Raw genomic sequence first — 4,413 nt, forward strand, 5'->3', positions numbered from 1 at the left:
CGGCATTCGGCCCTCGGTTATCTCGCCCCCAACCACTTCGAAACCCATTTTCAAACTACGTCCCAACTCTGTGCGGCTTAGCTAGACCACCTCATTATTGTAATTATATCCATTTTCTTATCGTGGGCTTGGGTTTATGGTGTCGCCTTAATCTTGGGCCCTTGGATTGGCGCTTTCAGCGTTCCCATTTTTTATTTATGGATTATTGGAAATAGCTCCCAGCTTTTCTTCCTGGAATGGCAGCTACCCAAATCAGTAAATAAAATAAATTTTTCTAAATTATTATTTAATTTATTTGTGTTACCCGTCGTTTTAATTTCGTGTGTTTTTATGATTGTGTTTTTATCTTTTTTAGGAGCTTATGTGACAAAGCCGGAAAAAGAAATATATTTAATTCCAAGTAATTTTGAAGGAAGATTTAGGGTAGTATATGGCGAAAAATGTGGTATTAACCCCCGTAATGAAGATGGTAGAAGAGTTTTACAAATCCCCGAAAATGGAATATTAATTATTCAACCGAAATTCAAAGCTGGAGTCATCGACAACGAATATTATATGATCAACAGTGAAGAAAGTCGAAAAAGAATAAATATAGCAGAAACTTATAATAAGCAAAACACACAACTACCGAGTGTGTCGTTGAACGGTACTGGAGTCATGGGAGGCGCAATGCCAGACGGGGGCTCGTCAAGCGAATCTCCTTTAGCCATTCATTATACTGATTTCACTGTTTTCAACAAGGACACACTGTCAAAGAGTAATGAGAACGAATTTATATTTCAACAACGCTTTGATTCACTGACAAACTCATTAGTTGGGAAGTGCAGAAGTAAAAATAATTTATAGAAACATATTTTACTCTAGCACGGAAATTTATCGGTTCTTACCGCACCGCCCTACCCTTCCACCGATACCCGCCGCGCCAGCCGGCCGCGCCCACGGCCAGCGCGTAGGGCGCGTACAGCAGCTGGAGCGGCAGCAGCTGCCACAGCCACTTCCGGGGCCCCAGAAACCGCAGCACCGGGGCCAGCAGCCACCAGTCAGCTCCCAGCTTGAGGGCCCAGGCCGCGCCTACCCAGGGCCCCAGCGCGGGCCGGGCCAGGGCAGCGGCGGCCCCGGCGGCCAGGGCCACGTTGGCCCCCAGCACCAGCAGGGCCAGGCGGCGCGAAGCCGGGTTTTGGTAGTGCCGCCACTTGCTGGCCCAGCGCACCCGCTGCCGCAGCAGGGCCCCCAGGGTGGCGGGCGCGGCGGTGCGCACCACGGCGGCGGCATCGGCCAGGAAGCGCACGCTGCCGGGGCGGGCAGCGTGCAGCTGGTGCATTAGGAACTCGTCGTCGCCGCTGGCCAGGTGGGCGTGGGCGGCGTAGCCGCAGGCGGCCGCGAAGGCGGCGCGGCGGTAAGCCAGGTTGGCCCCGTTGCACATGGTGGGGGCCCCGCGCCCGATGCAGGCCCCGCCCACGCCCACCAGGCCCGCGAATTCCAGCCCCAATAAGCGCTGGAAGAACGTATCGGGCCCCGTGAGCAGCACCGGGCCGCTGATGAAGTCGGGCAACCCCTCCCCCGCCAGCGCCCGGGCGTAGGCCGCCAGCCAGCCGGGGCCCAGGCGGCAATCGGCGTCGGTGCAGACGAGCCAGGGGGCCCCGGCCAGCGCCAGAGCGGCGGCCAGGGCAGCTTTTTTGCCGGTTTGGGCGGCCGTTAGTTCGACCAGCCGCAGCCGGAACGGCACCGTGGCGGCCGCGGCCCGCACGAGGGCCCCGGTGCCGTCGGCCGAGTGGTCGTCGGCCACCAGCACCTCGAAGCGGGCGGCGGGCAGGGTTTGGGCGGCGAGGTCGGCCAGCAGCCGGGGCAGCGCGGCGGCTTCGTCGCGGGCGGCGATGAGGACGGAGAACAGCAGCGGGCCAGCTTCGGCAGCAGCAGCAGCAACTACACCGATGGGGGCCCTGGCGGCGCTGGCGGCGAGGCGGGGTTTCGTCGCGGCAGGGGCCCCAGCGGCCATGTTGGCTGCCTCAGCGTCAGCGGTTTCTGCCGTGGCGGCGGGGCCGACGACGGCTGCTCCACAGCGGCTGGCAATTGCTTCGGCGAGCCCCCGATTGGTTGTTTCGGCCGCCGCTTTCGCGGCTTCGGCGGCGGCGCGGCTGCGCTGCCAGCCGCCGCGCAGCCATACCATTACCCCGGCGTAGAGCGCGGGCAGCGCCAGCAGCAGGGGCCCCGCGACGGCCGCGGCCACCCGCGTCACGCGCTGCGCCCGCGCCACACGCGCAGGCCGGGCACCAGCAGCAGGCCGGCGGCGCTGGGCAGCGCAATGTTGATGACCCACAGGCTGAGGCTGGCCGAAAGCACCGGCAGCGGGGCTTGCCCCAGCAGCCCAAACAAGTGGGTGGCCGACAGCTCGCGCACGCCCACGTCGGCCAGCGCGTTCAGCGAGGGCACCAGCGACTTGAACAGGAACGTGCCCGCCACGGCGGCCAGCCCGGGCCCCAGCGCCGTGCCCACCCCGTAGGCCCGCAGCAGCAGCAGAAACTGCCCGCAGAACACCGCGTAGCGCAGCCCCGACAGGGCCAGCACCGCGTGCAGGGCCCGCGCCGGGTAGGTGGGCATGACGGCCAGCGCCGGCCGGAACCGCCGCAGCGGCCGCCACAGGCCCAGCGCCGCCACCAGCAGCCGCGAACGGTAGAGCGGCACCAGCACCAGCCCGCAAACCACTACGGCCGTGACGATTACCCCCAGCTGGGCCGCCGGATAGCCCGCCAAATAAAACGTCAGCAAAAAGTACAGCAGGCCCGCCCCGCCGGCCACCACCGTGGCCACCAGCTGGCAGTAGCGCCCCAGAAACACGGCCCCCAGGGCGCTCACCCGGCGGCTTTTCAGCTCCAGGATGCGGCCGGCGTAGTCGCCCACGCGGTTGGGGGTGGCGAAGCCCAGGGTGAGGCCCACCAGCACCGCCCGCAGGCTGCGCCCGAAGCGCACCGGCTCCAGGTGCCGGGCCAGGCGGTGCCACTTCCAGGCCTCCAGGCCCCAATTCACGGGCACCAGGGCCAGGGCCGCCAGCACCGGCCCGCGCCCCGCGCCGCCCAGGGCCGTGGCCAGCAGGGCCCGCCAGGCGGCGGCCGTGTCGGGGGCCGCGAACACGGAGCGGTACAGCAGGCCCAGCGTGAGCAAGCTCACGCATATTTTGCCCAAGGCTATCCAGGGAAACGGTTGGGAAGCGGGGCGCGGGGAGCGGGGCGCGGAAGATGGGTTTGGGAGCGTGGCCGCCGTCGCCTGCGCTACGGCGTAACTTTGTAAAGGAGCCCCAGCGCCCCGTTTCCCGCGCCCGTCTTCGCACTCCGCTTCCCGCTTCCCGCTCCCCGCTTCCGCGCTGCTTCCCGCTTCCGCGCCCCGCCCCGTTTCCGCGCCGCTCCCCGCTTCCCACTTCCCGCCCCCCAATTCGTCGTGCCGCCCTTCCTCCACCCCCGCCCCGCCCCGCCGGCCGAGCTGCTGCCCAAGGTCATCATGGGCGTCGACCCCGGCACCCAAATCATGGGCTACGCCGTCATCGAGGTGCGCGGGCAGCGCGTAACCGTGCTGCGCTACGACGTCGTCAACATGAAAGCCCTCGGGTCGAACCATGCGGTAAAATTAAAGCGGATTTTCGACCGCATGATTGAGCTGATCGACGAGTTCCTGCCCGACGAGCTGGCCATCGAAGCGCCGTTTTTTGGGGTGAACGTGCAAAGCATGCTCAAGCTGGGCCGGGCGCAGGGCGTGGCCATCGCCGCCTGCCTCTCCCGCCAGATTCCCTACGTCGAGTACGCCCCCACCAAAGTCAAGCAGTCCGTGACCGGCTCGGGCAGCGCCACCAAGGAGCACGTGGCCCACATGCTGCGCCAAACCCTGGCCCTGCCGCCCCTCGCCGAGGCCCCCAAGCTGCTCGACGCCACCGACGCCCTGGCCGTGGCCCTGTGCCACCACTACCAAAAAGGCAACAACGCCACCGTGGCCGGCGGCAAAAGCTGGGGCAAGTTCCTGGCCGAAAACCCCGACCGCCTCAACGCCGCCACCACGACCAAGAAGCCCGCACGGGCGGCGAAAAAACCGGCGTAGCGCACCCCGTTTTCATCATGCATTCCTTCGGTAGAAACGCGACACTTCGCGTCTCAATCGCTGCCCGTTTGCGGCACCAAACCGGGCAGCGGCCAAACCGTGCAGCGGCCGAGACGCGAAGTGTCGCGTCTCTACAAAATCATTCGCGGCAACTGGGCCCCGCTCAAGCAGTCAGCCAGAAATAAACGCGCATTGGCTTATCAACAGGAGCCTATCCATCAGAACGAAAGCCAGTAGCTAGGAAGTGTTAACAGTCACGCAGCCAGAGGACGGTTGCGGCCAGGTGAATAAAAGCCAGAAAATGCGCATCCAGCTTATCGTACCGGGTGG

General features: G+C 64.5%; 4 protein-coding genes. 2 read left to right on the plus strand and 2 right to left on the minus strand.

The window, feature by feature from the left end; all coding sequences use genetic code 11:
- The first annotated feature begins 153 nt into the window (after positions 1-153).
- Complete coding sequence (locus tag HNP98_RS21405) at positions 154-846, plus strand: DUF6843 domain-containing protein (RefSeq protein ID WP_173812236.1); 693 nt, start codon at positions 154-156, stop codon at positions 844-846.
- Between the two features lie 37 nt (positions 847-883).
- On the opposite strand, the gene HNP98_RS21410 is transcribed toward HNP98_RS21405, so the two are convergent.
- Entirely contained in the window at positions 884-2,254 is a 1,371-nt protein-coding gene (locus HNP98_RS21410; RefSeq protein WP_173812238.1) for a glycosyltransferase, read from the minus strand.
- Positions 2,233-3,165 (minus strand): lysylphosphatidylglycerol synthase domain-containing protein, encoded by a 933-nt coding sequence (locus tag HNP98_RS21415; RefSeq protein ID WP_173812240.1) that lies wholly within the window; start codon positions 3,163-3,165, stop codon positions 2,233-2,235. Before HNP98_RS21415 ends, HNP98_RS21410 begins: the two co-directional genes overlap by 22 nt.
- Before the next feature lie 327 nt (positions 3,166-3,492).
- On the opposite strand from HNP98_RS21415, the gene ruvC reads away from it, so the two are divergent.
- Positions 3,493-4,083: a crossover junction endodeoxyribonuclease RuvC gene (gene ruvC / locus HNP98_RS21420; protein ID WP_173812241.1), complete on the plus strand. Its 591-nt coding sequence runs from the start codon at positions 3,493-3,495 to the stop codon at positions 4,081-4,083.
- Positions 4,084-4,413: the final 330 nt, after the last annotated feature.

The sequence above is a fragment of the Hymenobacter caeli genome (assembly GCF_013294115.1).
Classification (GTDB): domain Bacteria; phylum Bacteroidota; class Bacteroidia; order Cytophagales; family Hymenobacteraceae; genus Hymenobacter; species Hymenobacter caeli.

What these genes read in the sequence shown, in the direction of transcription:
- ruvC (WP_173812241.1), top strand. Translation starts at nt 3,493, where the DNA reads ATGGGCGTCGACCCCGGCACCCAAATCATGGGCTACGCCGTCATCGAG.